The sequence below is a fragment of the Pseudomonas sp. GM25 genome (genome assembly GCF_000282255.1).
GTDB classification, from domain to species: Bacteria; Pseudomonadota; Gammaproteobacteria; order Pseudomonadales; family Pseudomonadaceae; genus Aquipseudomonas; species Aquipseudomonas aphyarum.
In genome coordinates, this window is the sequence record NZ_AKJQ01000046.1 from 16390 (window position 1) to 42213 (window position 25824).

General features: G+C 60.8%; 21 protein-coding genes and 1 pseudogene. 12 read left to right on the top strand and 10 right to left on the bottom strand.

The genetic code is table 11. From position 1 onward, the window contains the following. Nucleotides 1-16: 16 nt before the first annotated feature. The gene (locus PMI24_RS18440) at nucleotides 17-880 is read left to right on the top strand and encodes a DMT family transporter (protein WP_007956520.1); all 864 of its coding nucleotides are present in this window, start codon (nucleotides 17-19) and stop codon (nucleotides 878-880) included. A gap of 58 nt (nucleotides 881-938) precedes the next feature. Here PMI24_RS18440 and PMI24_RS18445 read toward each other — a convergent pair whose 3' ends face one another. After that, nucleotides 939-1847 (bottom strand): DMT family transporter, encoded by a 909-nt coding sequence (locus PMI24_RS18445; RefSeq protein WP_007956522.1) that lies wholly within the window; start codon nucleotides 1845-1847, stop codon nucleotides 939-941. Nucleotides 1848-1931: 84 nt separating this feature from the next. Then, nucleotides 1932-3557, bottom strand: a complete 1626-nt coding sequence (locus PMI24_RS18450; RefSeq protein ID WP_007956527.1) for a methyl-accepting chemotaxis protein — start codon at nucleotides 3555-3557, stop codon at nucleotides 1932-1934. A 406-nt stretch (nucleotides 3558-3963) separates the two neighbouring features. Between PMI24_RS18450 and aceK the strand changes: the two genes are divergently transcribed. The 5 genes from aceK (at nucleotide 3964) to PMI24_RS18475 (ending at nucleotide 12096) form a co-directional block, all read left to right on the top strand. After that, nucleotides 3964-5685 carry a bifunctional isocitrate dehydrogenase kinase/phosphatase gene (aceK, locus tag PMI24_RS18455; protein WP_007956529.1) on the top strand — a complete coding sequence of 574 codons (1722 nt, stop codon included), beginning with the start codon at nucleotides 3964-3966 and terminating at the stop codon, nucleotides 5683-5685. Between the two features lie 188 nt (nucleotides 5686-5873). Continuing rightward, nucleotides 5874-9785 (top strand): ATP-dependent RNA helicase HrpA, encoded by a 3912-nt coding sequence (gene hrpA, locus PMI24_RS18460; protein ID WP_007956531.1) that lies wholly within the window; start codon nucleotides 5874-5876, stop codon nucleotides 9783-9785. Nucleotides 9786-9997: 212 nt separating this feature from the next. Next, nucleotides 9998-11119 carry a beta-ketoacyl-ACP synthase III gene (locus PMI24_RS18465; RefSeq protein ID WP_007956533.1) on the top strand — a complete coding sequence of 374 codons (1122 nt, stop codon included), beginning with the start codon at nucleotides 9998-10000 and terminating at the stop codon, nucleotides 11117-11119. 135 nt (nucleotides 11120-11254) lie between these two features. Further along, nucleotides 11255-11866, top strand: coding sequence for an RNA polymerase sigma factor (locus PMI24_RS18470; RefSeq protein ID WP_007956535.1), 612 nt, complete (start codon nucleotides 11255-11257; stop codon nucleotides 11864-11866). Continuing rightward, a complete protein-coding gene (locus PMI24_RS18475) occupies nucleotides 11860-12096 on the top strand; it encodes an anti-sigma factor family protein (RefSeq protein WP_007956536.1) in 237 nt (78 codons plus the stop codon). Before PMI24_RS18470 ends, PMI24_RS18475 begins: the two co-directional genes overlap by 7 nt. A 129-nt stretch (nucleotides 12097-12225) precedes the next feature. On the opposite strand, the gene PMI24_RS18480 is transcribed toward PMI24_RS18475, so the two are convergent. After that, nucleotides 12226-13548 carry a putative porin gene (locus PMI24_RS18480; protein ID WP_007956537.1) on the bottom strand — a complete coding sequence of 441 codons (1323 nt, stop codon included), beginning with the start codon at nucleotides 13546-13548 and terminating at the stop codon, nucleotides 12226-12228. Nucleotides 13549-13829: 281 nt separating this feature from the next. Between PMI24_RS18480 and PMI24_RS18485 the strand changes: the two genes are divergently transcribed. Beyond that, nucleotides 13830-14954 carry a GNAT family N-acetyltransferase gene (locus PMI24_RS18485; RefSeq protein WP_007956538.1) on the top strand — a complete coding sequence of 375 codons (1125 nt, stop codon included), beginning with the start codon at nucleotides 13830-13832 and terminating at the stop codon, nucleotides 14952-14954. Nucleotides 14955-15056: 102 nt separating this feature from the next. On the opposite strand, the gene aqpZ is transcribed toward PMI24_RS18485, so the two are convergent. From aqpZ to PMI24_RS18510, 5 genes are all read right to left on the bottom strand, one after another. Beyond that, entirely contained in the window at nucleotides 15057-15752 is a 696-nt protein-coding gene (gene aqpZ, locus PMI24_RS18490; RefSeq protein ID WP_007956539.1) for an aquaporin Z, read from the bottom strand. Nucleotides 15753-15935: 183 nt separating this feature from the next. Then, nucleotides 15936-17768 carry an ABC transporter ATP-binding protein gene (locus PMI24_RS18495; protein ID WP_007956540.1) on the bottom strand — a complete coding sequence of 611 codons (1833 nt, stop codon included), beginning with the start codon at nucleotides 17766-17768 and terminating at the stop codon, nucleotides 15936-15938. Nucleotides 17769-17855: 87 nt separating this feature from the next. Continuing rightward, nucleotides 17856-18419: a peptidylprolyl isomerase A gene (locus PMI24_RS18500; protein ID WP_007956541.1), complete on the bottom strand. Its 564-nt coding sequence runs from the start codon at nucleotides 18417-18419 to the stop codon at nucleotides 17856-17858. A 3-nt stretch (nucleotides 18420-18422) separates the two neighbouring features. Next, nucleotides 18423-19226, bottom strand: a complete 804-nt coding sequence (locus PMI24_RS18505; protein WP_007956542.1) for an alpha/beta fold hydrolase — start codon at nucleotides 19224-19226, stop codon at nucleotides 18423-18425. Nucleotides 19227-19240: 14 nt separating this feature from the next. Further along, entirely contained in the window at nucleotides 19241-20164 is a 924-nt protein-coding gene (locus PMI24_RS18510) for a LysR family transcriptional regulator (RefSeq protein WP_007956543.1), read from the bottom strand. A gap of 49 nt (nucleotides 20165-20213) precedes the next feature. Between PMI24_RS18510 and PMI24_RS18515 the strand changes: the two genes are divergently transcribed. The 3 genes from PMI24_RS18515 to PMI24_RS18525 all read left to right on the top strand — a co-directional run bounded on the left by PMI24_RS18515 (nucleotide 20214) and on the right by PMI24_RS18525 (nucleotide 22382). Next, on the top strand, nucleotides 20214-20528 hold the full coding sequence (locus PMI24_RS18515; RefSeq protein WP_007956544.1) for a hypothetical protein: 315 nt from the start codon (nucleotides 20214-20216) through the stop codon (nucleotides 20526-20528). Nucleotides 20529-20688: 160 nt separating this feature from the next. Further along, entirely contained in the window at nucleotides 20689-21288 is a 600-nt protein-coding gene (locus tag PMI24_RS18520) for an FMN-dependent NADH-azoreductase (protein ID WP_007956545.1), read from the top strand. A gap of 212 nt (nucleotides 21289-21500) precedes the next feature. Continuing rightward, nucleotides 21501-22382, top strand: coding sequence for a carboxylate/amino acid/amine transporter (locus tag PMI24_RS18525; protein WP_007956546.1), 882 nt, complete (start codon nucleotides 21501-21503; stop codon nucleotides 22380-22382). Here the strand turns inward: PMI24_RS18525 and PMI24_RS18530 are convergent. Beyond that, nucleotides 22327-23232, bottom strand: coding sequence for a LysR family transcriptional regulator (locus PMI24_RS18530; protein ID WP_007956547.1), 906 nt, complete (start codon nucleotides 23230-23232; stop codon nucleotides 22327-22329). The two genes, PMI24_RS18525 and PMI24_RS18530, sit on opposite strands and share 56 nt — an antisense overlap. Before the next feature lie 169 nt (nucleotides 23233-23401). On the opposite strand from PMI24_RS18530, the gene PMI24_RS18535 reads away from it, so the two are divergent. Continuing rightward, nucleotides 23402-24043, top strand: coding sequence for a hydrolase (locus PMI24_RS18535; protein ID WP_007956548.1), 642 nt, complete (start codon nucleotides 23402-23404; stop codon nucleotides 24041-24043). Nucleotides 24044-24107: 64 nt separating this feature from the next. On the opposite strand, the pseudogene PMI24_RS18540 reads toward PMI24_RS18535, so the two are convergent. Then, a pseudogene (locus tag PMI24_RS18540) lies at nucleotides 24108-24362 on the bottom strand (mechanosensitive ion channel family protein); the annotation flags it as partial. Nucleotides 24363-24662: 300 nt separating this feature from the next. Here PMI24_RS18540 and PMI24_RS18545 point away from each other — a divergent pair. Beyond that, a complete protein-coding gene (locus PMI24_RS18545) occupies nucleotides 24663-25823 on the top strand; it encodes a hypothetical protein (protein ID WP_007956551.1) in 1161 nt (386 codons plus the stop codon). The last annotated feature ends 1 nt before the right edge of the window (nucleotide 25824 follow it).

Genomic DNA, 25824 nt, shown 5'->3' on the forward strand with positions numbered 1-25824 from the left:
ACTACAGGTGGTATTCATGTTTGTCCTTTCGAAAAAGTCCGCGCTCGCGGCGGCGTCCACGAGCCTGTTCGTTCTGCTGTGGAGCAGCGGGGCGATCTTCTCCAAGTGGGGGCTGGCCCACGCTTCGCCCTTTGCCTTTCTGCTGATCCGTTTTGTGATTGCCTTGTGCGGGCTGGTGCTGCTGGTGCCGTTGCTCAAGTTGAAACTGCCCAAGGGCGGCAAGCCGATGCTGTACGCGATGGCCACGGGTGTGGTGCTGTTGGGGGCTTATCAGATCTTTTATCTGCTGGCGCTGGATCTCAAAGTCACGCCCGGCGTGATGGCGACCATCATGGGCGTGCAGCCGATCCTCACGGTGGTGATCATGGAGCGGCAGCGCTCGGCGAGCCGGATGTTTGGGCTGGCGCTGGGATTGGCCGGGTTGATCATGGTGGTTTACCAAGGCATCGGTCTGGCCGGGATGTCGCTGGCGGGGATGCTGTTCGGTCTGCTGGCGCTGGCGAGCATGACCTTCGGCTCAATCATGCAAAAGCGCATCACCGACAATCCCCTCGGCACGCTGCCGGTGCAGTACTTGGCCGGCCTGTTGCTGTGCGGGATTTTCGTGCCGTTCCAGCCGTTTCACTTCGAGCACAGCGCCGGTTTCATCGTGCCGGTGTTGTGGATGGGGCTGGTGGTTTCCGTGCTGGCGACGTTGCTGCTGTATCGACTGATCGCCCGGGGCAATCTGGTGAATGTCACCAGTCTGTTCTATTTGGTGCCGGCCGTGACGGCGGTGATGGACTACCTGATCTTCGGCAATCGTCTGGCGGCGTTGAGCGTGCTGGGGATGCTGTTGATCATCGTCGGTCTGGTGTTCGTGTTCCGTAAATCGGCGTAACCGCCGCGCATGAAAAAAGGCCCGGGAGGAAACTCCCGGGCCTTTGTGCATCTGCGAATCAGCGAGTGGCGATTTCTGCCGGCTTCACCACTGCGGGTTTCAGCACCAGCCACAGCGCAATCGCGATCAACACCCCGCCATACACGTGCGCCATCGACAGCGGCTCATCGAGAAACAGCGCCCCCCACAACACGCCGAACGGCGGAATCATGAAGGTCACGGTCATCGACTTCACCGGCCCGATGGAGCTCAGCAGGCGGAAGTAAATGATGTAGGCAAACGCGGTGCAGCCCAGACCCAGGCCCAGCAGCGACAGCCAGACATTCCAGCCACCCCAGCTCACCGGCGGCTGAGTGATGACGCTGTAACCGAACAACGGCAACAGAAACAGGGTCGCACCGAGCATGCTGCCCAACGCCGAAAGACGGCTGTCGAGCCCACCGGCCTGATCCAGCCAGCGTCGTGCAAGAAACCCGGCGAAGCCATAGCAAGTGGTTGCGAGCAGGCAGGCAACGGCGCCCATCAGCAGGTGCAGATCGAACGCGACCGGGCCGGCGCGGGTCAGCACGCCCACCCCGAGCAGGCCGAGGAAGACCCCGGCGAGTTTGGCCAGCGTCAGTTTTTCACTGAAGAACAACCCGCCGATCAACACGCCCATCAACGGTGTGGTGGCGTTGAAGATTGCCGAGTACCCGGCGGGCAACACCTGGGCGGCGACCGAATACAGCGTCGCCGGAACGCCGGAGTTGATCACGCCGAGCATCATCACGGTCTTGAGCTTGCCTTTGAAATCCCAGCTGATGCGCATCAGTCCGAGGATCACCAGCAGGCCGACGGCGGCAATCGAAACGCGGAAGAATCCGGTCGGAACCGTACCGATCGCGGGAGCGATGATGCGCATGAACAGGAAGCTCGCGCCCCAGATGGCGGCCAGCGACAACATGCGGAAAATATCGACAGGGCTCACGGGCCACTCCTTCCTTGATCGGGACGAGAGTGTTGCCGAGGGCCCCGGCGATGGCAACCGCTAATCGGGCATTTAATTTTCTGATCAGATCACGAAGCGCGTCACCAGCCCGTTCAGGTCGACCGCCAACCGTGACAGTTCCTGGCTGGCGGCAGACGTCTGGGTCGCACCGGCAGCGGTCTGGGTCGACAGATCGCGGATGGTCACCAGGTTTTCATCGACTTCCCGGGCCACCAGCGCCTGTTGCTCGGCGGCGCTGGCGATCACTAGGTTGCGCTGGTTGATCTGCGAAATCGACGCGGTGATTTTCTCCAGTGCATGGCCGGCGCTGTTGGCCCGACGCAGGGTGTGGCTGGCTTGCTCGGCACTGCTTTGCAACGCGTCGACGGTGGCTCCGGTGCCTTGCTGGATGCTGCTGATCATCAGCTCGATTTCTTCGGTGGAGTTCTGCGTGCGCTGGGCCAGCGAACGGACTTCGTCGGCAACCACTGCAAACCCACGTCCGGCCTCGCCGGCCCGCGCGGCTTCAATGGCGGCGTTCAGGGCCAGCAGGTTGGTCTGTCCGGCGATGCCGCGAATCACTTCCAGCACCTTGCTGATGTCCTGGGCCTGGGTCGCAAGGCCTTCGGCCTGTTCGGACGCACCGAGCACCGCACTGACCAGCTCCTGAATCGAACTGATGGTCTCGCTGACCTGCACATGCCCGTGCTTGCTGTCCTCGTTCGAGGCTTCGGAGGCTTCGGCGCTGGACACCGCATTTGCCGCGACTTCATCGACTGCCGTGCTCATCTCGGTGACCGCCGTGGCGGCCTGTTCGATCTGGTCGTTTTGCTGTTGCAACCCGCGGGTGCTCTGTTCCATCACCGAACTCATTTCCTCGGCAGCGGAGGCCAGTTGCTGGGCCGACTCGCTGATGCCGCGAATGGTCGAGCGCAGATTGCCCTGCATCTCGGCCAGAGCCGTGAGCAACTGCGCCGCTTCGTCCTTGCCGTTGCTGTCGATGCGACCGCTGAGGTCTCCCGAAGCAATCCGCCGCGCCACGTTCAGCGCCTGATTGATCGGCGCGGTGATGCTGCGGGTCAGCAACCAGGCCAGCAGCAACGTGGCAATCAGGGCGATGACGATGATTGTGGCGACGATCCACAGCGCCTGCTGGTACATCGCCGCCGCAGACTTGGCCGCGACATCCGCGCCTTGCTGGTTGAGGCTGATCATTTGCTCCAGGGTTTTGTCGAGCACCGTGCCCTGGGGCGCCAGTTCGTTGGTCAGGCGTGCGTAGGCTTGGTCGTTTTGTCCGGCGTCGATCTGTTTGATGATCTGGTCGAGGATGCTCAGGTACTTGGCGGTATCGGAACTCAGGCCTTCAAGCATCGCCCGTTCCTGGTCGTTGGCAATCAGGGCCTTATGATCGTCGAGGCGCTTGAGCAATTCCTGGCGTTGTGCGGTGAGAAGGCCTTTGCTGCGTTCGCGAACGGCAGCCTGAGTACTGGTGATCAGGCGCAGGGATTCGAGGCGGATGCTGGCGATGTTCGCCGCTGCGTCATGGATGCTTTCGATGCTGGGCATCCACGATTCCTCGATCACCGCTGCGCTCTCGCGCAGGGTTTTCATCTGGCCCAGACCGAACAGGCCGACCACCACCAGCAGACTGGCCAGAACGGCAAAACACAAACTGGCGCGCAAACCGATGCGCAGATTCCGGATAGACATCAATGTGCTCCTTGGGCGTTTGGGGAGAGGTCGTCCTCGTGAGCCGAGGATCTTGTTGTGAGGCGGGTGATGGCGGGCTGTATATCAAAGTGCCACTATCTTGGTAAGACCAGTCGCTGAGGGGAATGGACAGGCATGAACAAGTCGGGCAGAAGCGCAGGCTAGAGATGTCGCTGCTTAATTGGATCCGAAACCCACAGAAGACGCGGGCTGGCGCCCAGTGGTGGGGAGAACCGAAGTGGGCGTTTATTGACCGAACGGTCGATTAAAAAAACTTGATAAAAACTGTGTCGCTGTACAAGCCGCAAGAGGATTTGGCAGAAATTGCGCTTCTCCTGCGCCCGCTTCCGTGGCTAAGCTCAGGCCTTCGAGCACAGATTCTCCAATTCCCGCAGAGGTCTCATCTATGCCGCAGCAATGGCCAGCCACCGACATCGCCCGCCTGATCCTCGATGGCTTTGACGATTACCGCGAGCATTTCCGGCGGATCACCGACGGTGCCCGGGAGCGCTTCGAGCAGGCCCGCTGGCAGGATACGCAAACGGCGTCGGCGGCGCGGATCAACCTCTACGAAGAAAAGGTCGGTGAAACCGTCGCCCGGCTGCGCGAGTATTTCGAGCCGGACACCTTGATGGACGTCACCTGTTGGCCGCTGGTGAAAAGCGCCTACATCAGCATCATCGACCTGCGCTTCGACGATGAGCTGTCCGAGACCTGGTACAACTCGATTTTCTGCGGCCTGTTCAGTCACGACCTGATCAGCGACGGCTGCATGTTCATCCACACCACGCGCCCGAGCCTGCGTCGGGCCCGCGCCGCGCAAACCCGCACCTATAAACCGCAAGGGCAGATCTCGGGCATGCTTGCGAGCATCTTTGCCGATTACCGGTTCAACGAGGCCTACGCCGATCTGCCCGGTGACTTGCATCGCCTGGAAGCACAGCTGCGCGAGAACCTGCCGGACTGGGTGTGCAAGGACCCGGAGCTGAGCGTCGAGCTGTTCTCCTCGGTGCTGTACCGCAACAAGGGCGCGTACCTGGTCGGGCGCATCTACACCAATGACGATCAGTGGCCGCTGGTGATTCCACTGCTGCACCGCGAAGGGCGGGGGATTCAGATCGACGCGCTGATCACCGACGAAGCCGATGTGTCGATCATCTTCTCGTTCACCCGTTCGTATTTCATGGTGGATGTGCCGGTGCCGGCGGAGTTCATCGGCTTTCTCAAGCGCATCTTGCCGGGCAAGCACATCGCCGAGCTGTACACCTCGATCGGCTTCTACAAGCACGGCAAGTCGGAGTTCTACCGCGCCCTGATCAATCATCTGGCCAACACCGACGACCAGTTCATCATGGCGCCGGGCGTGCGCGGCATGGTCATGAGCGTGTTCACGCTGCCGGGCTTCAACACCGTGTTCAAGATCATCAAGGACCGGTTCTCGCCGTCGAAAAACGTCGACCGCGCCACGGTGATCGAGAAGTACCGGTTGGTGAAAAGCGTCGACCGCGTAGGGCGCATGGCCGATACCCAGGAATTCGCCGACTTCCGTTTTCCCCTGAGCAAGTTCGAGCCTGCGTGCCTGGCGGAACTGCTGGAAGTTGCGCCGTCCACGGTGTCGCTGGAAGGTGAAACCGTGTTGATTCGTCACTGCTGGACCGAACGCCGGATGACCCCGCTCAACCTCTATCTGGACAACGCCAACGAAGCTCAGGTACGCGAAGCGCTGGAGGATTACGGGCTGGCGATCAAGCAATTGGCGGCGGCCAACATCTTCCCTGGCGACATGCTGCTGAAGAACTTCGGCGTCACCCGCCACGGTCGGGTGGTGTTCTACGACTACGACGAGATCTGTTTCCTCACTGAAGCCAACTTCCGCCACATCCCGGCACCGCGCACACCGGAGGATGAAATGGCCTCCGAACCGTGGTATTCGATCGGCCCGCTGGATGTATTCCCCGAGGAGTTTCCGCCGTTCCTGTTTGCCGATTCGGCGCAGCGCAAATTGTTCGATCAGCTGCATGGCGAGCTGTACAACGCTGATTACTGGAAGGGGCTACAGGAGGCGATCCGGGCGGGGAAAGTCATTGACGTCTTTCCGTACCGGCGAAAGGGCCTCGATAACGAGTGACTTTCTGGAATTGCCGCGCAATTCATCGCGAGCAGGCTCGCTCCCACATTTGATCGCGCTGTGCAGCGGTTTTATGACCGCTGGAGATTCAGGGTGGGAGCGAGCCTGCTCGCGATCGGCCGCGCAGCGGTCGTAAAATCTGCGACAATCGCGTCCTTGCGCCACTAGACGACCGAATTGCGTACCCGATGACCGACGAATCGCCCTCCATCGACAAACTGCTGAAAAACCTCGATCACGCCATGCTCGCCGACCGCCACCGGCTGCGGCGGCAGTTGCTTGAGCTGCGCAAGAAACCTGACGAGGCCAAGCTGGCCCAGTGGGTGGCGCGCATGCAGGCGTCCTGCGATCAGGTGCTGGCGCGCAAGGCCAGCCTGCCGGTGATCCGTTACGACGACAGCCTGCCGATTGCGGCCAAGCGTGACGAAATCAAGAAGGCCCTGGAAAAGCACCAGGTGCTGATCATCGCTGGCGAAACCGGATCGGGTAAAACCACCCAGTTGCCGAAAATCTGCCTGGAGATCGGTCGCGGCCAGCATGGTCTGATCGGCCACACCCAGCCTCGCAGAATCGCAGCGCGCAGCGTGGCCAGCCGGGTTGCCGAAGAACTCGGCACGCCGCTGGGCGCGCTGGTCGGCTATCAGGTGCGCTTTGAAGACCAAAGCGATTCGAACACCCTGATCAAACTGATGACCGACGGCATCCTGCTGGCGGAAACCCAGAACGACCGTTATCTCGAACGCTACGACACGATCATCGTCGACGAAGCCCACGAGCGCAGCCTCAACATCGATTTCCTGCTCGGTTACCTGAAAACCCTGCTGCCGCGTCGTCCGGACCTGAAAGTCATCATCACCTCGGCGACCATCGATCTGGAGCGTTTCTCCAAGCATTTCGATGACGCGCCGATTGTCGAAGTGTCCGGGCGTACCTTCCCGGTGGAAACCTGGTATCGCCCGCTGACGCTTGAGCAGGACGAAGAGGGCAACCGTGTCGAAGACGACCTGACCGTCGATCAGGCGATCCTCGCCACCCTCGACGAAATCGCCGCCTATGAACGCAGCGAACGCCGCAGCCCCGGCGATGTGCTGGTGTTCCTGCCGGGCGAGCGCGAGATCCGCGACGCCGCCGACATGCTGCGCAAGGCCCAGCTCAAACACACCGAAATCCTGCCGTTGTACGCGCGCCTGTCGCCGGCCGAGCAGCAGCGGATTTTCCAGTCGCACCCGGGCCGTCGTGTGGTGCTGGCAACCAACGTTGCCGAAACCTCCCTGACCGTACCGGGCATCCGTTACGTGATCGACAGCGGCACCGCGCGCATCAGCCGCTACAGCTACCGCGCCAAGGTCCAGCGACTGCCGATCGAAGCGATTTCCCAGGCCAGCGCCAACCAGCGTAAAGGTCGCTGCGGCCGGGTCGAGCCGGGCATTTGCGTGCGCTTGTACAGCGAAGAGGATTTCCTCGGTCGCCCGGAATTCACCGATCCGGAAATCCTGCGTACCAACCTCGCGGCGGTAATCCTGCAGATGCTCCATCTGCGCCTCGGCGAGATCACCGATTTCCCGTTCATCGAGCCGCCGGACGGCAAGGCGATCAGCGACGGTTTCAACCTGCTGCAAGAACTCTCGGCGGTGGATCGCAACAGTCAGCTGACCCCGCTCGGCCGTCAGCTGGCGCGCCTGCCGGTGGACCCGCGTATGGGCCGCATGCTGCTTGAAGCGGCAAAGCTCGGCAGCCTGCAGGAAGTGATGATCGTCGCCAGTGCCATGTCGATTCAGGATCCGCGCGAGCGTCCGCCGGAGCGTCAGCAAGCCGCTGACCAGGCTCACGCCCAATGGAAGGACGCCGACTCCGACTTCGCCGGGCTGGTCAATCTGTGGCGCGGTTTTGAAGAGCAGCGCCAGGCGCTGACCGCCAGCCCGCTGCGCAACTGGTGCCGCAAGAATTTCCTCAACTATCTGCGTCTGCGCGAGTGGCGTGATTCCCACCGTCAGTTGAGCCTGATCTGCCGCGACTTGCAGCTGAGCCTGAACAAAGAGCCGGCGGATTATCCGAAGCTGCACAAAGCGGTGCTGGTCGGCCTGCTCAGCCAGATCGGCCAGAAAACCGAGGACGGTGATTACCTTGGTGCCCGTCAGCGGCGGTTCTGGATTCACCCGTCGTCGGGTATCGGCAAGAAACGCCCGCAGTGGGTGATGACCGCCGAACTGGTGGAAACCACCAAGCTCTACGCTCGGATGGTGGCGAAGATCGACGCCGACTGGATCGAACCGCTGGCCGGGCACCTGATCAAGAAGAACCACTTCGAACCGCACTGGGAGAAGAAGCGCGGCCAGGTCGTCGCGTTTGAACAGATCACCCTGTTCGGTCTGATCGTGGTCGGCCGTCGACCGGTGCACTACGGCCCCGTGGATCCGGTGGTATCGCGTGAACTGTTCATCCGCGAAGGCCTGGTGCGCGGCGAGATTCAGTCCCGGGCCAAATGCCTGACTGCCAACAAACAATTGCTCGAACAGCTCGACGAACTGGAGGCCAAGGCCCGTCGCCGGGACATTCTGGCCGACGAAGAAACGCTCTACGCGTTCTACGACGCACGTTTGCCGGCGGAGATTCACCAGACCGCGACGTTCGACAGCTGGTATCGGGTCAACAGCCAGAAAGATCCGCAACTGCTGATCATGCGCGAGGAAGACGTGCTGGCTCGCGAAGCCAGCGAAGTTACCGCGCAGCATTACCCGGACACGCTGCACATCGGCGATCTGGAACTGGCCCTGAGTTACCACTTCGAACCGAATCACCCGCGCGACGGCGTGACCCTGCGTGTGCCGGCGCCGCTGTTGCCGATGCTGCCGCCGGAACGCCTGGAGTGGCTGGTGCCGGGGCTGATCGAGGCCAAGTGCATTGCGCTGGTGCGCAACCTGCCCAAGGCCCTGCGCAAGAACTTCGTGCCGGTGCCGGACTTCATCAAGGCCGCGCTGCAACGCATGACCTTTGCCGAAGGTTCGTTACCGCAAGCGTTGGGCCGTGAACTGCTGCGCATGACCGGTGCGCGGGTCAGCGATGAAGCCTGGGCCGAAGCGGCGCAGCAGGTTGAAAGCCACCTGCGGATGAACCTGGAAATCGTCGACGGCCAGGGCAAGTTCCTTGGCGAAGGACGGGATCTGGCCGAGCTGACCGCACGTTTCGCCGAAGCCAGCCAGGCTGCTTTGGCTGTGCCGCAGAGTGCGAAAAGCCAGCAACCGGTGGAGGCCAAGGTCTTCGCACCGGTGGCGGAAAAGACGCAGCAGAAGATCGCCGGGCTGTCGATGACGGTCTATCCGGCGCTAGTGGAAGAGGGCGGTACGGTCAAGGAAGGGCGCTTCTCGACCCCGGCCGAAGCCGAATTCCAGCACCGCCGCGCCTTGCAACGCCTGCTGATGCAGCAACTGGCCGAACCGGCGAAGTTCCTGCGCGGCAAGTTGCCGGGCCTGACCGAAATGGGGTTGCTGTACCGCGAACTGGGTCGCGTCGATGCGCTGGTGGAAGACATTCTGCTGGCCAGCCTCGACAGCTGCATTCTCGAGGGCGAAGACCCGTTGCCGCGTGACGGCGCAGGGCTGGCGGCACTGGCCGAGCGCAAGCGTGGCAGCTGGACCGAGCACGCCGAGCGAGTGGCGCGTCTGACTCTTGAGATCCTCAAGCTCTGGCACGGTCTGCAAAAACGCTTCAAGGGCAAGATCGACCTGGCTCAGGCGGTGGCGCTCAACGACATCAAGCAGCAGCTCAGTCATCTGGTGTATCCGGGCTTCGTCCGGGAAACGCCGATGCTCTGGCTCAAGGAGTTGCCGCGCTACCTGAAAGCGGTCGAGCAGCGTTTCGAGAAACTGGGCGCGCAGGTGCAGAAGGATCGGGTGTGGAGCGGCGAACTCGCCGGCCTCTGGACGCAATACCAGACCCGCGCCGCCAAACATGCCCAGGAAGGCAAACGCGATCCGCAGCTCGAACTGTATCGCTGGTGGCTGGAGGAGTATCGGGTTTCGCTGTTCGCCCAGCAGTTGGGGACGAAAGTGCCGATCTCCGACAAGCGCCTGAACAAACAGTGGACGCAGGTCGAGGCCTGACCTCCGATCCTGCAAAAGGCGCCAAAAGCCAAGGTTTATGGCAAACTTCGCGCCTATAAACGCCGGCCCCGCGGTTTTGAGCCTTCTCAACCGCGGGCGAGGTCGGAATAAAGCGATGCCAGGTTTTTGCGTCCCTTATACGGGAATGGACCCTTTGCGTGTTGGCACGTCGGTGCCAGCACTTTCTGCCTGAACAGATTAGAGAAACGACCATGCATAACGTCGTCATCAGCGGCACCGGCCTGTACACCCCGGCCAACAGCATCTCCAACGAAGAGCTGGTGCAGTCTTTCAATACCTACGTCGCCCAGTTCAATGCGGACAACGCCGAAGCCATCGCCAGCGGCGAAGTGCAGGCCCTGACCGAGTCCAGCGCCGCGTTCATCGAAAAAGCCTCCGGCATCAAGAGCCGCTTTGTCATGGACAAGGACGGCATCCTCGATCCGCAACGCATGGCACCACGTCTGCCGGAGCGTTCCAACGACGAATGGTCGGTGCTCTGCCAGATGGCCATCGGTGCTGCCGAACAAGCCCTGCAGCGTGCCGGCAAGACTGCCGCCGATATCGACGGCGTGATCGTCGCCTGCTCCAACCTGCAGCGCGCCTATCCGGCCATCGCCATCGAAGTCCAGGAAGCACTGGGCATCCAGGGTTTCGGTTTCGACATGAACGTTGCCTGCTCGTCGGCGACCTTCGGCATCCAGCAAGCGGCCAACACCGTGCAACTGGGCCAGGCCCGGGCGATCCTGATGGTCAACCCGGAAGTCTGCACCGGTCACTTGAACTTCCGTGACCGTGACAGCCACTTCATTTTCGGTGACGCGGCTACTGCGGTGATCATCGAGCGTGCCGATACGGCGACGTCGAAGCACCAGTTCGACGTGGTCAGCACCAAACTGCTGACCAAGTTCTCCAACAACATCCGCAACAACTTCGGCTTCCTCAACCGCGCAGCGGAAGAGGGCATCGGCGCCCGCGACAAACTGTTCGTGCAGGAAGGCCGCAAGGTGTTCAAGGATGTCTGCCCAATGGTCGCCGAGCTGATCGGCGAACATCTGGAAGAGAACAAGCTCAACGTCGGCGACGTGAAGCGCTTCTGGCTGCACCAGGCCAACCTGAGCATGAACCACCTGATCGTGCGCAAGCTGCTGGGCCGCGAAGCCACCGAAGAAGAAGCCCCGGTGATTCTCGACACCTACGCCAACACCAGCTCCGCCGGTTCCGTGATCGCGTTCCACAAGTATCAGGACGATTTGGCAGCCGGCTCGCTGGCAGTGCTGAGTTCGTTCGGTGCCGGTTACTCGATTGGTAGCGTGATTCTGCGTAAACGCTAAGAGCGAGTTCATTTCCTCTTAATCGCGCTGACGTTTCCTACATCCGAATCGGCGCGAACGCTGTAATTTTCGAAACTGGCGGCAGGAGAGATCCTGCCGCTATCATTTTCGGAGTCAGGAAAAGGGGATTGATGGATGGCGGTTGACGACACACAACTGCTCGAACGGTTGTTGGCAGGCGAACAGAAAGCCTTCAAGGAACTGGTCAGCACCTATCAAAGCCCCATGCGCGCGGTGGCCTACGCGATTGTCGGCCAGCGCCATGTCGAAGAAGTGGTGCAGGATGCCTGGCTCTCGGTGGTGCGCAATATCGACCGTTTCGAAGGGCGCTCCAGTCTCAAGACCTGGCTGCTGACCATCACCGCCAACTCGGCCAAGAGCCGCTACAAACTCAATCGTCGCGAAGTGTTGCTGGATGATCTGCCGTCCCCCCACGGCACCATCGACGACAATCGCTTCTCTCCCGGCGACGGCCACTGGCTGGTCGCACCCTTCGCCTGGCACCAGGACACGCCCGAAGCGTTGCTGACAGAAGGCGAGCTGCGTGAATGCCTCGAACACACGTTGTTGAGCCTGTCGGAACTGCAAAGCAGCGTTCTGTTGCTGCGCGAGCGCCAGGGTCTGGAGCTGGAGGAGATCTGTAATCTTCTGGAGATCTCGCTCTCCAATGTCCGCGTGCTGCTGCATCGGGCACGCTTGAAGGTCTTCGCGACCGTGGAGCATTTTGAGGAGACGGGAGAATGTTGACCTGCAAGGAGCAAGTGGCGCGATCCAGCGATTATCTCGATGGCCAGTTGAGCTTTCGCGAGAAACTGATGGTGCGTCATCACCTGATGTTCTGCCGCAATTGCCGGCGTTTCATTCGCCAGATGCGTTTGATGCAGGCGACGTTGCGGGCGATGCCGCAAAAGCCTGAAGAGGGCGTGGACGCGCTGGCCGAGCAGTTGGCACAGCTGCGGCGCAAGGATCGATCCTGAAAACACAGACTGGCGCGGCCGCAGCGAACGGATGATGGGGATCGCTGCGGTCGCGCCAGTCTGTTGAAGCCTCTTCAAACGATGGAACCGGATGTACAACCCATCGTTTGAAGTCTGTTGCCGGGTTGCTTAGAACTTCGCTTCCGCGTCCAGCTGCAGGGTGTTGGTGTCTGCATCACGCTGGGTACGGCTGGAGAAGTCGGCCTTGGTCAGGAAGTAAGTCGCACCGATGGCGAAGTTCTTGTCGATGTCGTAACCGACCTTGAACTTGTGGCCACGGGAACCGGTGGTGCCGTTGGCGAAGTCCGAATCGGTGAAGGCGCCGACCACAGCATTGCGCTGCACGTCACGATAGTTGTAGTCGAGGTTCAGGCCGAAGACTTTCGACTTGGCACCCACCAGCCAGGCGGTGTCCTGATCGGTCACTGCATCGTTGTTCTTCACGTACTGACCATAGAACGACAGCGGCATTGGCAGGCCGCCGATGTCGACCTGGCTGAAGCCTTCGTACAGACGGAATTCGTTGTCTGCCGAGTTGCCGTTGACGGCCAGGGCGCACGGCGTGGAGGTGCCGGTGCAACGGCTGTCTTCGTCGTTCTGATAGGCGTAGACGCTGCCGCCCAGGGTCAGTTTCAGGTTGTCGGTGATGGTGAAGCGGCTGCCCAGCTGGCCGGCGGTCAGGCGCAGGTCGTGACGGAACTGCACGCCGTCGCCGTCGACGTTGTCCTTGAGGTTGTAGTTACCCAGGCTGCCGAACAGTTCGACGCTGCTGCCCAATGGATATTTGTAAGTAACGGCCAGACCTTCCGGGTTGATGTCGCTGTCCCAGATCACGTCGCCCATGCTCACCCACGGCTGCAGCATCTTGCCGCCGATGATGTGCAGGTTCTTGATCTGATCCGGGTGGTAGTCGATGTAGCCCAGGTCGAGCCAGATCTGCTTCTTGTCGAAGTAGTTGTCCTGGTCCTGGTTGGTCGAACGGGCGTCGTCGCCGCCGCCGGTAGCGATACGGATGCCGGTGTCGACTTGCGGGTTGATCTCGGTGTACGCACCCAGACGGGCACGGATGCGCTGGCGATCCTTGTCGCGGCCGCCGTTGTTCGGCTCGCCATCGATCTTGATGGTTTCCTGACGGATACGCACGTCGCCCTTGAACTGGGTCTTGGCGGCCCAGGCCAGTTTCTGGTCGAAACTGCTGAGCTCGTTGGTTTTCTTCGCGGTCGCCGCGATTTGCTCGTTGGTCTCTTGCTGCGCCTGCTGCGCGATTTGCTGGGCCTTCTGATCCTTGGCCAGTTCAGTTTGCAGTTCAACGTACTGCGCCTGGGAAATCGAACCGTTAGCCTTGAGCATGTCGAGCAGTTTGGCGTCGACTGCGGCACTGGCCGGAACACTCATGGCCAGCAACAGGCCACCGCACAGGGCCGCCGCAGTTTTCGTGGAAGCAAGACGCATAGCAATCTCCGAAGATGAAGGGGATGGCTGAACCATCCTGGGCACAACCGACGGTTTGACGGTCGGAAAACAGTGTCCGGGGTAGAACCCGGCGCTCTAAAAACAGGCGCCAGTATCGCGATGGTTTATGACAGAGCAGTGGCACGATGATGGCAGGTTGATGACGATACAAAACTGCCGTGAACTATTGATCTAGAGCGCTGTCGCGCATTCTGGCGTGGGCAACGCCGGGCCGATCAGCGATACTCGCCGGGCGTTCACGCCCGAAAGTGGAGAGGAAAATGCCGCTGCAACGTCTGCACAAACTGTCGGAAATTCCAGCGTCCGACTGGGATGTTCTGGTCCCGCAAAACCAGCCGTTTCTGCGCCACGCCTTCCTGGCTTCGCTGGAGGACAGCGGCAGCGTCGGCCCGCACACCGGCTGGCAAGCGGAGCATTTGCTGCACGTCGAAGCGGGGCGAGTGATTGCGGCGCTGCCCGGTTATCGCAAGTGGCATTCCTACGGTGAATACGTTTTCGATCACGGCTGGGCCGATGCCTGCGCCCGGGCCGGCATCGATTACTACCCCAAGTTTTTGAGCGCGGTGCCGTTCAGCCCGGTCAGCGGCCCTCGGTTGCTGGCAGCGAATGTCGAAGACGGATTCGAACTGCTCAAGAGCCTGCCGGGGTATCTGGAAATCGAAGAACTCTCCAGCGCCCACATCAATTTCACCGACGCGTTTACCGATGCCGCCATGGCCGAGCAGCCGGGTTGGCTGCAACGCATCGGCTGTCAGTACCACTGGCAGAATCGCGGTTACCGCGACTTTCAGGATTTCCTCGACGTGCTTGCCTCGCGCAAGCGCAAACAGATGCGCAAGGAGCGCGAGCAAGTGGCGGGGCAGGGCTTCGAGTTCGAATGGCTGGAAGGGCGGGAGCTGGACGAGGCCCAGTGGGATTTCGTCTATGCCTGTTACGCCAACACCTACGCGGTACGCCGGCAGGCGCCGTACCTGACCCGGGAATTCTTCAGCCTGCTGGCCGAGCGCATGCCGGAATCGATCCGCGTGGTGCTGGCCCGGCAGGGCTCACGGCCGGTGGCGATGGCGTTCAGTCTGGTGGGCGGCGACAGTTTTTACGGGCGCTACTGGGGATGCCTGGCCGAGTTCGACCGGCTGCACTTCGAGACCTGTTTCTATCAGGGCATGGACTATGCGATTGCCAACGGATTTCAACGTTTCGATGCCGGTGCCCAGGGCGAGCACAAACTGATTCGCGGCTTCGAACCGGTGATCACTCATTCCTGGCATTACCTGCGTCATCCCGGTTTGAAAGCCGCGGTCAAAGACTTCCTGCACCAGGAGCGCGCCGGTGTACTGGCCTATGCCGAAGAGGCAAGAGCAGCCTTGCCCTACCGCCAGGCCTAGATTCCAATGTGGGAGCGAGCTTGCTCGCGAAAGGTTGGTATCAGTCAATATTTGCTGCATTGACACACCGCTTTTCGCGAGCAAGCTCGCTCCCACAGGATGTTAGATGTCTTCCTTGCCCAGCCAGCGATAGACCACGCCGCCTACCACCGCACCGAGCAGTGGCGCGACCCAGAACATCCACAACTGCGCGATGGCCCAGCCGCCGACCATCAGCGCCGGGCCCGTGCTGCGGGCCGGGTTGACCGAGGTGTTGGTGACCGGAATCGAGATCAGGTGGATCAGCGTCAGGGCCAGGCCGATGGCGATCGGTGCCAGTCCCGCTGGGGCGCGTTTGTCGGTGGCGCCGAGGATGATCACCACGAACATGGCGGTCATCACCAGCTCGGTGACGAAGCCTGCGGCCATCGAGTATTTGCCGGGCGAGTGCTCGCCATAACCGTTTGAGGCCAGGCCGGCAGCGATGTCGAAGCCTTCCTTGCCGCTGGCGATGTGGTAGAGCAGTGCCGCTGCCAGAATCCCGCCGATCACCTGGGCGATGACGTAGGCAGGCAGTTCTTTGGCCGGGAACCGACCGCCGACGACCAGACCGACCGACACGGCCGGGTTGAGGTGACAGCCGCTGATGTGGCCGATGGCAAACGCCATGGTCAGCACCGTCAGACCAAACGCCAGGGCCACCCCCAGCACGCCGATACCCAAAGGTGAAGACGCGGCGATGACCGCACTGCCGCAACCGCCCAACACCAACCAGAACGTACCCAGCAACTCAGTAACTGAACGTTTGAACAGAGACATGAGAGAGTCCTTGAGTGCTATCGAGACTGCATCGAGTGGTGCGTCCCTGCAGACTTACGACAGGTTCCGTTCCGGAGCCTTGGCTCAGTACAGCAGGGTTTGTGCGGATTTCCAGCAGGCGATAAAAAACCGCCAGAGCCCGTGGGTAGAGGGCTCTGGCGGTTTTTGTGTTTTGACGCAGGATCAGTCGATGCCGACAAACCCTCCGGTCTGGTGCGCCCACAGCCGCGCATACAATCCGCCATGGGCCAGCAGTTCGGCATGGTTGCCGCTTTCAGCAATCTTGCCGTTTTCCAGCACTACCAGCCGATCCATGCGGGCAATGGTCGAAAGGCGGTGAGCGATGGCGATCACGGTCTTGCCCTGCATCAGGGTTTCCAGGCTTTCCTGAATTGCCGCCTCGACTTCCGAGTCCAGCGCCGAGGTCGCTTCGTCCATGATCAGGATCGGCGCGTCCTTGAGCAGCACCCGCGCAATGGCGATCCGCTGACGCTGGCCACCGGACAGTTTCACCCCGCGTTCGCCGACATGCGCGTCGAATCCGGTGCGCCCCTCGGCGTCCGACAGCAGCGGGATGAACTCATCGGCACGGGCCTTGCGCACCGCTTCCCAGAGTTCGGCGTCGGTGGCGTCGGGCTTGCCGTACAGCAAGTTGTCGCGGATCGAGCGGTGCAGCAGCGAAGTGTCCTGAGTGATCATGCCGATCCGCGCGCGCAGGCTTTCCTGGCCGACTTCGGCGATGTTCTGACCGTCGATCAGGATCCGCCCGCCCTCGACGTCGTAGAGACGCAGCAGCAGGTTTACCAAAGTCGATTTGCCGGCGCCGGACGGGCCGATCAGACCGATTTTCTCGCCCGGTTTGATGGTCAGGTTGAGGTCGCCGATGATGCCTTTCTTCTTGCCGTAGTGAAAATCCACGTGCTCGAAACGCACTTCGCCACGGGCCACGGCCAGCGGTTTGGCCTGCTCCCGATCGGTGACGCTGACCGGTTGCGAGATGGTCTGCAGACCGTCCTGAACCATACCGATGTTTTCGAAGATGCCGGTGACCACCCACATGATCCAGCCGGACATGTTGACGATGCGGATCACCAGGCCGGTGGCCAGAGCAATCGCGCCGACGCTGATCAGCGATTGCGTCCACAGCCACAGGGCCAGCGCCGTGGTGCCGACGATCAACAGGCCGTTCATGGTGGTGATGGCCACGTCCATGCTGGTGACCACGCGGCCGGCCAGTTGGGCCTTTTCGGTCTGTTCCTGGATCGCCTCGCGGGCGTAGTGCTGTTCGAAGTTGGTGTGGGCGAACAGCTTCAGGGTGGCGATGTTGGTGTAGCCGTCGACGATCCGGCCCATCAGCTTCGAACGCGCATCGGAGGCTTCCACCGAGCGGTCCTTGACCCGTGGCACGAAGTAATAGAGCGCGCCGATGTAGGCGGCGATCCACGTCAGCAGCGGGATCATCAGGCGCCAGTCAGCCTCGGCGAACAGCACCAGCGAACTGATCGCGTAGATCAGCACATGCCACAACGCATCCACCGCTTGCACAGCGGAATCGCGCAGCGAGTTACCGGTCTGCATGATGCGCTGGGCAATGCGTCCGGCGAAGTCGTTCTGGAAGAAGTTCAGGCTCTGCTTGAGCACGTAGCTGTGGTTCTGCCAGCGAATCATGCTGGTCATGCTCGGGCTCAGGGTCTGGTGCACCAGCATGTCGTGCAGGGCCAGGAACAGGGGGCGCAGCAGCAATGCCACCACCGCCATCCACGCCAGTTCGACGCCATGTACTTTGAAGAAGTCGGCGTTCGGCGTGCCTTGGGCAAGGTCGATAATGCGGCTCAGGTAACTGAACAGCGCCACTTCGATCAAGGCACCGAACAGGCCGACGATCAGCAGGGCGGCGAAACTCGGCCAGACCTGCTTCAGGTAATAGGTATAGAAGGGCAGAACGCGGTCCGGCGGGGATGCCGTCGGGGCATCGCGGAATATGTCGATCAGTTGTTCGAAACGGCGATAGAGCATCAGATAACCGCCCGGAGCACGGGCTCTCCTTTTATCAGTGTGAGCGGCGTGACGTCAGTCAGCACCGCTCGATATGCCCTGTAAAGCTTAGTCGATGCGCTTGGCCGACTTGATGATCACAGGGTCGACCGGCACGTTTTGCATGCCCTGTTTGGTGGTGGTCTGGGAGTTGACGATGATGTCGACCACGTCCATGCCCTTGACCACTTTGGCGAACACCGCGTAACCGGCGTCACGGCCCGGGTCGAGGAAGGCGTTGTCGGCGACGTTGATAAAGAACTGGCTGGTGGCCGAATCCGGGTTGGAAGTACGAGCCATCGACAGGGTGCCACGAACGTTATGCAGACCGTTGCTGGCTTCGTTCTTGATCGGGGCCTTGGTTTCTTTCTGTTGCATCTGCTGGGTGAAGCCGCCGCCCTGGGCCATGAAGCCCGGGATCACGCGGTGGAAAATGGTGTTGGTGTAGAAACCGCTGTCGACGTACTCGAGGAAGTTCTTGGTACTGATCGGCGCCTTGACCGGGTCCAGTTCGATTTCGATCTGGCCGTTGGTGGTGTCCAGCAGCACGTGCGGCGCTTTTGCCGGCGTGGCAGCCATCAGGTTGGCAGCGAACAGCACGGTGCCGGCGGCGAGGGCGAGTTTTTTCAGCATGGGTCAGTGATCCTGAGGGTGATTATCGGCTGTGGCGAGGAACTCCAGCAGCGTTTGATTGAAGCGTTCGGGCTGATCGAGCGGGGTGGCGTGGCGCGAATCGGCGATCACCACCAGCCGCGCATCGGGCAGCAGTCTGACATAGGTTTCTTTCAGCGAAACCGGGGTGTAGTCCCGGTCGGCGCTGACGACGAGGGTTGGACAGGTGACCCGGGAAAGTCGTTCCTGAACCCCCCAGCCAACAATCGCATCGAAGCTGGCGAGATAAGCACGTTTGTCGTTTTTTGCCCAGCGCTCCGCCATTTTCTGACGCAAATCGGCCTGCTCCGGTTTGGGGAACAGCTTGGCGCCAAGGGCTTTGCCGATGGTGGCGAGGCTGAGCAGGCGCATCAGGCTCCAGCGCTTGAACCACTGCCAGTAATCGTCGCGGCTGCGCACTTTGACCTCGGGTGCGCTGTTGACGATGGTCAGGCTCTTGAGCATCTGCGGCTGATCGACGGCGAACTGGAAGCCGATCATGCCGCCCATGGACAGCCCGGCGTAGTGCACCGGGCCGAGCTTCAAATGCTCGATCAGGGCAACGATGTCGGCGCTGAACCCGGCGATGCTGTAGCGCTCGCGGGGCTTGTCGGAGCGGCCGTGACCGCGCACATCCGGGACGATCACCCGGTAATGCGCGGCCAGCGCGGGAATCTGCATTTCCCAGTCCAGGGTGCTGGAGCCCAGACCGTGAACCAGCAGCAACGGATCGCCGTGGCCATATTCCTCGTAGTGCAGGTTGCAACCTTCATGCTCGAAATACGCCATCGGTGAACTCCGTGTCAGGCTTGTTCGGGGGCGGCGAACGGTGCGTCCAGCGGCAGAGTGTCGAAGGTGCGCAGCAGTTCGACGAGGATCTGCGAAGCCGGGCCCAGGGGTTTGTCCTTGTTCGAGTACAGATAGAAGCTCGGATTGCGGCTGCCGCCCTGATCCAACGGTAGCAGCTTGAGCAGGCCTTCTTTCAATTCCCGTTCGATCATGTGCCGTGGCAGCCAGGCGAAACCCAGGCCGCTGGAGACAAAGTTGGCGGCGGTGGCGAGGCTGCCGACAGTCCAGCGCTGTTCGGCGCCGAGCCAGCCGACGTCCCGGGGTTGCTGGCGGCCGGAGTCGCGGATCACCACTTGCATCTGGGTTTCCAGGTCCTGGAAATTCAGCTCGCGGTTCAGCCGGTGCAGCGCGTGTTCCGGGTGGGCGACGGCGACGAATTCCACGTCGCTCAATTCCGCGCCGAGGTAACCGGGAATGCTCAGGCCGGTGATGGCCAGGTCGGCCACGCCTTCGAGCAGCACTTCTTCGACGCCCGACAGCACTTCCTCACGCAGACGCACGCGGCAGCCACGGCTTTGCGGCATGAACGCGGTCAGGGCGCGGACGAGGCGGGCGCTCGGGTAGGCGGCGTCGACCACCAGCCGCACTTCGGCTTCCCAACCCTGCTCCATGTGATGGGCGAGGTCTTCCAGCTGGCTGGCCTGTTTCACCAGTTGTCGCGAGCGGCGCAGCAACACGCCGCCGGCTTCGGTCAGCACCGCCTTGCGGCCGTCGATGCGCAACAGCGGCACGCCGAGCTGATCCTGCATGCGGGCGACGGTGTAACTCACCGACGATTGCGAGCGATGCAGGGCCTCGGCGGCCTGGGCGAATCCGCCGTGGTCGACCACGGCCTGCAACGTTCGCCATTGATCAAGGGTCACGCGGGGCGCTTTCATCAATAGCTCCTCTTGTCCTAAGCTGGCGGTCCCTCATGGAGACTGCCGAATGAAAAAATTCTTTTGTGTGTTGCTGGCGCTGCTTCCGCTGACTGCGTTCGCGTACCCGATCGATGTGGAAAAGGACCTCAACGGCCTGAAGATCGACTACAACGCGTTCGACACCGATAACGACATCGGCTCCATCCAGGTCAACAACTACGGCGATGTCGACGCGACCTGCAAGGTGGTGTTCACCAACGGCCCGGAAGCGCCGCGCACCCGCAACATCGAAGTGGCTGCGGGCAAGCATAAGAACGCCACGGCCAAGTTCACCCGGACCATCATCAAGCTGCGCATCAAGCTGAGCTGCACCCCGAAATAGCGTCACGGCCCCTGTGGGGGCGGGCTCCCACAGGGTATGGCTTGCATCTAAACGATTTTTTCGATGCTTTGCAGCAATTATTTGCGCTTTTTCATCGATACGACTCTGTTTAACCTTCACTCCATCGACTTACAACATTCTCGGATGGAGGCTACACAACATGTCCCGCGTTCTGATCATCGAAAGCAGCGCCCGCCAACAAGACTCGGTTTCCCGTCAACTGACCCAGACCTTTATCAGTCAGTGGAAAGCGGCGCATCCGGCCGATCAGATCACCGTACGTGACCTCGCCGTGAACCCGGTGCCGCACCTGGACATCAACCTGCTGGGCGGCTGGATGAAATCCGCCGAGCAGCGCAACGACAGCGAGCAGTCCTCACTGGACCGTTCCAACGAATTGACCGATGAATTGCTCGCCGCCGACGTGCTGGTGATGGCCGCTCCGATGTACAACTTCGCCATCCCGAGCACCCTGAAAGCCTGGCTCGACCACGTACTGCGTGCCGGCGTGACCTTCAAATACACCGAAACCGGCCCGCAAGGCCTGCTCAGCGGCAAGCGTGCCTACGTGCTGACCGCTCGCGGCGGTATCTACGCCGGCGGCCCGGCGGATCATCAGGAACCGTACCTGCGTCAGGTGATGGGTTTCATCGGTATCCACGACGTGACCTTCATCCACGCTGAAGGCATGAACCTGGGCGGCGACTTCCAGGAGAAAGGCCTCAACCAGGCCAACGCCAAACTGTCCCAGGTCGCTTGATATGTTAATCGCCAGATAATCGCCGATTGTTCTAGTGACCTGGCGCAACCCCTTCAAGGCTCTACGCGCATCGAACCTCCCTTTGCACTTGTTGCTCCTGAGTGCTGTAGCCCGATTGAACGCTTTAGCGAGATCGGGCTTTTTTTTGCCCGGGATTTAGCGATGGCCGGCAAAAACCGCTATCGTCGCCGCCATTCGAAATCGAGGCGAGCATGGGCTATCTACTTTTTGTCACGCTGATCCAGGCGTTTTCCTTCAGTCTGATCGGCGAATACCTGGCCGGTCATGTCGACAGCTACTTTGCGGTGCTGGTGCGGGTGGTGCTGGCCGGGCTGGTGTTCATCCCGCTGACGCGCTGGCGCTCGGTGGAACCGGCGTTCATGCGCGGCATGTTGCTGATCGGCGCGTTGCAGTTCGGCGTGACCTACGTCTGCCTGTATCTGAGCTTCCGCGTGCTGACGGTGCCGGAAGTGCTGCTGTTCACCATCCTCACGCCGTTGCATGTGACGCTGATCGAAGATGCGCTCAACCGACGCTTCAATCCGTGGGCGTTGATCGCCGCACTGGTGGCGGTGGCGGGGGCAGCGGTGATTCGCTACGACCGGATCAACCCGGACTTCTTCATGGGCTTTTTGCTGCTGCAACTGGCCAACTTCACCTACGCCGCCGGGCAGGTGCTGTACAAACATCTGGTGGCGAAGCACCCGAGCGATCTGCCGCACTACCGGCGTTTCGGTTTCTTCTACCTCGGCGCACTGGCGGTGGCGTTGCCTGCGTTCCTGTTGTTCGGCAAATCCAATTTCCTGCCCGAAGCGCCGTTGCAATGGGGCGTGCTGGTGTTCCTGGGTCTGGTCTCCACCGCACTCGGTCTGTACTGGTGGAACAAGGGCGCGTGCCTGGTCAACGGCGGCACCCTGGCGGTGATGAACAACCTGCACGTGCCGGTGGGCTTGCTGCTGAACCTGCTGATCTGGAATCAGCATGAAGAGCTCGGGCGGTTGTTACTCGGTGGCAGCGTGATTCTGGCGGCGGTGTGGATCAGCCGGTTGGGGATTCGCAAGCCGGCGCCAGTTGCCCCACCAGAAACTCGATAAACGCGCGCGTCTTCTGCGGCACCCGCCGGGCTGAGGAATACACGGCGTTGATGGTGATCGCTGGCGCCTGCCATTCGCACAGCACCGGTACCAGCCGCCCGGCTGCCAACGCCTCTTCGACGATGAAGTCCGGCAGCAGCGCAATGCCCATGCCGGCCTCGGCCGCTTGCGCCAGCAGGTCGCCATTGTTGGCGTGCAACGGCCCGGTCACGTTGACACGCTGGGTCTCCTTGCCGTTGCACAGTTGCAGGCTGACCCCGCTCTGCAGATAGCCGTAGTTCAAGCATTGATGTGAACGCAGATCCTGCGGCGACTGCGGCGTGCCCGCGCGTTCGAGGTAAGCAGGGGAGGCGACCATGATGCGCGGCGCCGGCGCCAGTTGCCGGGCGATCATGGTCGAGTCGGGCAGGCTGGCGATGCGGATCGTCACGTCGAACCCGCCGCGCACCGGATCGACCTGCTGGTCGCTGAGCACCAGTTGCAGCTCGATGTTCGGGTGCTGCTCGTGGAACAGCGGAATCAGTTTGCCCAGTCGCCGCAGGCCGAACGACATCGGTGCGTTGACTCGCAACACACCACGCAATTCACCCACCCCGTCCCGCGCCCGCTGCTCGGCCTCGTCCAGTGCCGCAATCACCTCCCGCGCTGCTTCGAAATATTCGGCACCGGCCTCGGTCAGGTGCAGGCTGCGGGTGGTGCGTTGCAGCAGTTGTACGCCGATGGCTTCTTCGAGCGCCTGAATCTGTTTGCTGACTTTCGAGCGGGGCACGTCCATGGCCCGTGCGGCGGCCGCGAAGCCGTTCTCGCCGACCGTCACCACGAAGGCGCGCATGCATTCGATGCGATCCATGATTGTCCCTTTTTTAGAATCAATGATTCTCGATTTTAGGGAATTGTCCCTTTATCGGCTAGCCCCTAAAGTGACATCCAAGCCGAGACAACAACGCCGCAGACGGCCAGCCACTCGACTCACCCATTACTCAATCGAAACTCTGAATCGACATCAAAAGGAACGCGCCATGTCTATCCGTGAACTGCTGAACCCAACCAACTCCGCCCTGATCCTGATCGACCACCAGCCGCAAATGGCTTTCGGCGTGCAATCGATCGACCGTCAGACCCTGAAGAACAACACCGTCGGCCTGGCCAAGGCTGCCAAGATCTTCAACGTGCCGACCATCTACACCTCGGTCGAAACCGAAAGCTTCAGCGGCTACATCTGGCCGGAGCTGCTGGCGGTACACCCTGAGCAGAAGCCGATCGAGCGCACCTCGATGAACTCCTGGGAAGACAAGGCGCTGGTTGACGCAGTGAAGGCCACCGGGCGCAAGAAGCTGATCATCGCCGCGCTGTGGACCGAGGTCTGCCTGACCTTCCCGGCCCTGGAAGCCCTGGCTGAAGGCTACGAGGTGTACATCGTCACCGACGCTTCCGGCGGCACGACCAAAGAAGCCCACGACATGTCGGTACAACGGATGATTCAGGCCGGCGCAGTACCGGTGACCTGGCAGCAAGTGCTGCTCGAGTACCAGCGTGACTGGGCGCACAAAGACACTTATCAGGCGGTGATGGACCTGGTGCTGGAACACAGCGGCGCGTACGGCATGGGCGTCGATTACGCCTACACCATGGTGCACAAGGCACCGCAGCGGCAGGCCTGATAAATCGGCGGGACAAAAAAAGACGCAACCGGGGTTGCGTCTTTTTTTGCGTTTGAAGAAAGCGTTACATCAGATGTTTTTCGGCTTCCGGAATATGGCTCGCGCCAAGGACTGCCGGCAATATCCCGGAACGCAAATCCCCACCACTCGGCTGCTGATACAGGCTCAACCCGAACTCCGGCAGCACCGCCAGCAGGTAATCGAAAATATCCCCCTGAATCCGCTCGTAATCGGCCCACACCGTGGTGGTGGTAAAGCAGTAGATTTCCAGCGGAATGCCCTGGGCCGTGGTCTGCATCTGGCGGACCATGCAGGTCACTTTCAGGTCGGGTGATTCTGGTCAACCTTCTGATAGCTATCCTTCTCGATGTTGGTCATATGCCTTATTCCTTGATGTGCTACGGGGCCCAACTTTATGGGCCGCCAGTGCTGAAGAGTTGGTGAGCGCACAAGCTATTCATATCATCGCCTAAATTTGTTGCATCGCGTAGAGTCTGCCGCGTGCTCCGCCTGCACCGACCGTTCTGAAACCGTGCTTGGGACTGCTGAGGTAGGTCACGACGATGGCAGATCGGAATTTCGGGTATCGCTAAGTCAACGAAGGAATGTGAGGGCGTAAATGCAAATAAGCCGAAAGCTCAATCTTTACGAAATCGAGGATCTTTATCAGTCGCTTGGTACTGATCCTAACCTCCGGCTTCCCATAAGTATGAGCCACGGCGGTGGATTGGGCGTCGATGCAGCTTTGGCTCAGTTCATCGTAACTTGGGCCCGAACTTACGATAAAACTGTCCTTCACCTATATGCAGCCGTTGGCGACGACGCGATAACGCAAATAACACAATTGGCCCAGACCGCTGCTGGGTTCTCCGCGTTGATCATGTGCAGTGAAGTCCATTCCCAGGATCACCAAGTAATAGACCGACGCGCTGCGTTGATTGCCATCAGACCCTTGGTCGATGCGATGTTTGAAGGTGAACTGCGCTATACAGCAGGCACCCGTGGTGCCCGCCCTACAGTAATTAATTTGTTCAGTGTCAACCACGCCAAGCGTGAGTTCATCAAGCCATTCTACTTCGAGCACGCCGAGCCCAAGGTACAGCCAAAGTCTTGGTTCTCAACGCTGGTTGAGCAGTCTTCGCTGCTGATGAACGCGCGAGGTGACCGGGGGACGCTTCTCAAGTCAGGCCTTCCAGCCTTGGGCAGCGTGCTCTGGGAACTGATTTCAAACGCCGACCAGCATGCCGTCACTGACGTGGACGGAATAAAGTACAAGAAGGCGCTGCGTGGTACATCTATCAAGCTTAACCGCATAAATCGTCAGGATGCGCTTGAGTATTCCGCCAACGAGCCTGAACTGGCGCGGTTCATCCTTAAGCATTTCTTGAAAGCTGAGGTGTTGGACTTCTTAGAGATTTCGGTCATCGACAGCGGCCCAGGGTTGGCACGGCGGTGGCTGACGGCCAAGGAGAAGCGGCCAGTAGAGAGCCTAGAGGAACTGAGCTTGGAGGCGGAGCTTGAGGCAACGCTCGATTGCTTCAAGAAGCACGTGACATCTAAGTCGCAGTCACCGACCTCGGGTATGGGTCTGTTTAACGCGGTTCAGGCACTCAATAAGCTTAAGGCGTTCGTGCGTGTCCGGACAGGTCGGCTTTCACTGCATCAGGCTTTTCAGGGAAGTGATGAGACTATGGAGTTCGATCCGTCGATTCGATATGGTGGTCGGGTACTGACTGCTGTGGAAGGAACAGTCTTCACCATCTGCATTCCGGTGAACTGAC

Coding starts and splice junctions, on each gene's coding strand:
- PMI24_RS18495 (WP_007956540.1), bottom strand. CDS start 17,768: ATGCTCTATCGCCGTTTCGAACAACTGATCGACATATTCCGCGATGCC.
- PMI24_RS18535 (WP_007956548.1), top strand. CDS start 23,402: ATGTCTATCCGTGAACTGCTGAACCCAACCAACTCCGCCCTGATCCTG.
- PMI24_RS18450 (WP_007956527.1), bottom strand. CDS start 3,557: ATGTCTATCCGGAATCTGCGCATCGGTTTGCGCGCCAGTTTGTGTTTT.
- aceK (WP_007956529.1), top strand. CDS start 3,964: ATGCCGCAGCAATGGCCAGCCACCGACATCGCCCGCCTGATCCTCGAT.
- PMI24_RS18525 (WP_007956546.1), top strand. CDS start 21,501: ATGGGCTATCTACTTTTTGTCACGCTGATCCAGGCGTTTTCCTTCAGT.
- PMI24_RS18530 (WP_007956547.1), bottom strand. CDS start 23,232: ATGGATCGCATCGAATGCATGCGCGCCTTCGTGGTGACGGTCGGCGAG.
- hrpA (WP_007956531.1), top strand. CDS start 5,874: ATGACCGACGAATCGCCCTCCATCGACAAACTGCTGAAAAACCTCGAT.
- PMI24_RS18515 (WP_007956544.1), top strand. CDS start 20,214: ATGAAAAAATTCTTTTGTGTGTTGCTGGCGCTGCTTCCGCTGACTGCG.
- PMI24_RS18440 (WP_007956520.1), top strand. CDS start 17: ATGTTTGTCCTTTCGAAAAAGTCCGCGCTCGCGGCGGCGTCCACGAGC.
- PMI24_RS18465 (WP_007956533.1), top strand. CDS start 9,998: ATGCATAACGTCGTCATCAGCGGCACCGGCCTGTACACCCCGGCCAAC.
- PMI24_RS18500 (WP_007956541.1), bottom strand. CDS start 18,419: ATGCTGAAAAAACTCGCCCTCGCCGCCGGCACCGTGCTGTTCGCTGCC.
- PMI24_RS18520 (WP_007956545.1), top strand. CDS start 20,689: ATGTCCCGCGTTCTGATCATCGAAAGCAGCGCCCGCCAACAAGACTCG.
- PMI24_RS18470 (WP_007956535.1), top strand. CDS start 11,255: ATGGCGGTTGACGACACACAACTGCTCGAACGGTTGTTGGCAGGCGAA.
- PMI24_RS18510 (WP_007956543.1), bottom strand. CDS start 20,164: ATGAAAGCGCCCCGCGTGACCCTTGATCAATGGCGAACGTTGCAGGCC.
- PMI24_RS18475 (WP_007956536.1), top strand. CDS start 11,860: ATGTTGACCTGCAAGGAGCAAGTGGCGCGATCCAGCGATTATCTCGAT.
- PMI24_RS18505 (WP_007956542.1), bottom strand. CDS start 19,226: ATGGCGTATTTCGAGCATGAAGGTTGCAACCTGCACTACGAGGAATAT.
- PMI24_RS18485 (WP_007956538.1), top strand. CDS start 13,830: ATGCCGCTGCAACGTCTGCACAAACTGTCGGAAATTCCAGCGTCCGAC.
- PMI24_RS18480 (WP_007956537.1), bottom strand. CDS start 13,548: ATGCGTCTTGCTTCCACGAAAACTGCGGCGGCCCTGTGCGGTGGCCTG.
- aqpZ (WP_007956539.1), bottom strand. CDS start 15,752: ATGTCTCTGTTCAAACGTTCAGTTACTGAGTTGCTGGGTACGTTCTGG.
- PMI24_RS18545 (WP_007956551.1), top strand. CDS start 24,663: ATGCAAATAAGCCGAAAGCTCAATCTTTACGAAATCGAGGATCTTTAT.